Here is a 2,382-nt window from a genome sequence, read left to right as displayed (position 1 = left end):
CCGCGATTTCCCGGCCATTTTTAATAATCGCAACTGCCGTTTCATCACAGCTCGTTTCGATTCCCAATATATACTGATCTTTTATCATAAATTCACCCACATCACTAGCGCATCTTCCTGATTATCTGAATAATAATTTTTCCGGATCCCACCATTTTGAAAGCCTAGTTTGCGGTATAACGATTGTGCCACATGATTGGTTACCCGAACTTCAAGGGTCATGCTTTTTGCCCCCATTTCCCTCGAAACGGACATCAATTTGCGCAACATCGTTTCCCCAAGCTTTCTGCCGCGAAATTCCGGCAAAATGGCCACATTTGTTACATGAGCCTCATCAATCACAATCCACGTACCGCAGTATCCGATTATTTTATTGTCTTCCTCAAGCACCATATAAACGGCAAACTTGTTATTGTGCAATTCATTATAAAAAGCTTCATGGCTCCATGGTACTGTAAACGAGGCCTGTTCAACAACTAAAACCTGGTCGATATCCTCTCCCCTCATATAACGAAAAACATAAGAATCTACCATTTTTCTATCCCTATCCATTTGAATTTTTTCCTTTTGCTTCTAACCACTTAGCTTCTGCTTCAGCTAAACGTATATAATTAGGTACAAACGAATGTACATCTTCCCCATCTTTGTTGCTTCCTAGCAAGGCCAGCTCAGAAGGACGAGGATTATGTTCCGTGATGCTTGCAAAAAAAGCCTTAGTTCCCATGATTTCTTCAAGCTTCGATTGATGAAGCGGCAGATCATTCCCTACAAACAATACCGGCTTTGTCATTTCGGCTAGTTTTGCTGCCCAATCTACAGCCATAATTAACTGATCCTGCTCCACAACTGAAAGCTGGCCATTCTCAAACTGATACAGCCCGGTATAAACCTGTCCTCTTCTTGCGTCAAATAATGGAGATACATAGCCATCAAAATAGCGTCCTGTTCCGGATGCTAAAATTTCAAGACTAGAGATCCCTACCAGTGGAATATTTAAAGTCCATGCCAATGTTTTTGCAATCGTAACCCCAATTCTCACACCCGTATAAGAGCCTGGTCCCTTTGCCACTACTATTTTCGTTAAATCTCCCGGCACTCTTTCACAATCCTTCATTAACGTCTGGATAGCCGGCATTATTCGGACAGAATGATTCTTTTTTAAATTTGTAATATATTCCCCAAGCACTTGATTTTCTTCTAAAAGCGAAACTCCTAATGCATAATTAGAAGTATCGATTGCTAAAATTGTCATGCAAAAATCTCCTTACATAATTGCTCATATCTTTTACCCTTTGGCTTGAGAACAATTTTCCGTTTATCCTGCTCCTCATGATACAAGTAAATGGTTAATAAGTCCGAGGGTAATTGCTCTTCAATTAAATGAGCCCATTCCACGACTGTTACTCCATCACCTTCAAAGTATTCATCAAATCCCAAGTCCTCATAAGCATCTGCTACCCGATAAACATCCATGTGATATAAAGGCAGGTTTCCGTTATATTCTTTAATGATGGTAAAGGTCGGACTATTTACGGTTTTCCTGATGTTTAGGCCTTTTGCTAGACCTTTTGTAAAAGTGGTCTTTCCAGCACCTAAATCACCTTCAAGGGCAATCACATCTCCCGGTTGTAAAAAAGAGGCCAATCTTTCTGCAAACTGGGTGGTTTCATCAGAATTCATTGTATTTAATTCAAATTGGTTCATTCCATCACCTATTTACTCTCTATCTTCATTTTACCTAATTTTAGATGCAAAAAAACCTTAGGATCTCTCCTAAGGATGCCTATTCTTTATGTAGTTTACATGATTTTTCCCATTTACGCAAAAAAGCATGTTTTTTGGATAAAAAAAAAGACGAAACTCTTGTTTCGTACTTACTTAAAAATATGGCGGTCTGGACGGGACTCGAACCCGCGACCTCCTGCGTGACAGGCAGGCATTCTAACCAACTGAACTACCAGACCAAGATTGCGGAGGCAGGATTTGAACCTGCGACCTTCGGGTTATGAGCCCGACGAGCTACCAGACTGCTCCACCCCGCGACGGTAATAATTATGACCACCATATTATCTTATGCCTAAACATAATTTTTATGTATGGTTTTTAAGAAAAAACAGCCTGGCAATGTCCTACTCTCACAGGGGCGCGTGCCCCAACTACCATCGGCGCTGAGAAGCTTAACTTCCGTGTTCGGTATGGGAACGGGTGTGACCTTCTCGCCATAATTACCAGACTATATTATTAAGGGTTCATTCCCTCAAAACTAGATAATGCAGAAGAAGTTTGTAAAAACGAGTTCACCTTAATGACTTGGTTAAGTCCTCGAACGATTAGTATCAGTCAGCTCCACACGTCACCGCGCTTCCACCTCTGACCTATCAA

At 41.0% G+C, this 2,382-nt stretch carries 3 protein-coding genes, 2 tRNA genes and 1 rRNA gene; all 6 read right to left on the bottom strand.

Annotation, left to right across the window (positions count from 1 at the left end):
- Nucleotides 1-84: 84 nt before the first annotated feature.
- Nucleotides 85-534, bottom strand: a complete 450-nt coding sequence (gene rimI, locus AC59HZ_RS29950; RefSeq protein ID WP_496549397.1) for a ribosomal protein S18-alanine N-acetyltransferase — start codon at nt 532-534, stop codon at nt 85-87.
- A gap of 10 nt (nt 535-544) precedes the next feature.
- On the bottom strand, nt 545-1,252 hold the full coding sequence (tsaB, locus tag AC59HZ_RS29945) for a tRNA (adenosine(37)-N6)-threonylcarbamoyltransferase complex dimerization subunit type 1 TsaB (RefSeq protein WP_496549363.1): 708 nt from the start codon (nt 1,250-1,252) through the stop codon (nt 545-547).
- Nucleotides 1,249-1,704, bottom strand: a complete 456-nt coding sequence (gene tsaE, locus AC59HZ_RS29940; RefSeq protein ID WP_430072469.1) for a tRNA (adenosine(37)-N6)-threonylcarbamoyltransferase complex ATPase subunit type 1 TsaE — start codon at nt 1,702-1,704, stop codon at nt 1,249-1,251. Before tsaE ends, tsaB begins: the two co-directional genes overlap by 4 nt.
- Nucleotides 1,705-1,887: 183 nt before the next feature.
- Nucleotides 1,888-1,964, bottom strand: a tRNA-Asp gene (locus tag AC59HZ_RS29935).
- 4 nt (nt 1,965-1,968) lie between these two features.
- Nucleotides 1,969-2,042: transfer RNA gene (locus tag AC59HZ_RS29930), tRNA-Met, on the bottom strand.
- A 74-nt stretch (nt 2,043-2,116) separates the two neighbouring features.
- Nucleotides 2,117-2,233, bottom strand: a 5S ribosomal RNA gene (rrf, locus tag AC59HZ_RS29925).
- Between the last annotated feature and the right edge of the window lie 149 nt (nt 2,234-2,382).

The organism is Neobacillus sp. DZ-9, assembly GCF_059587065.1.
The sequence above is the reverse complement of the archived record's forward strand: the minus strand, read 5'-3'. Positions and strand labels throughout refer to the sequence as shown.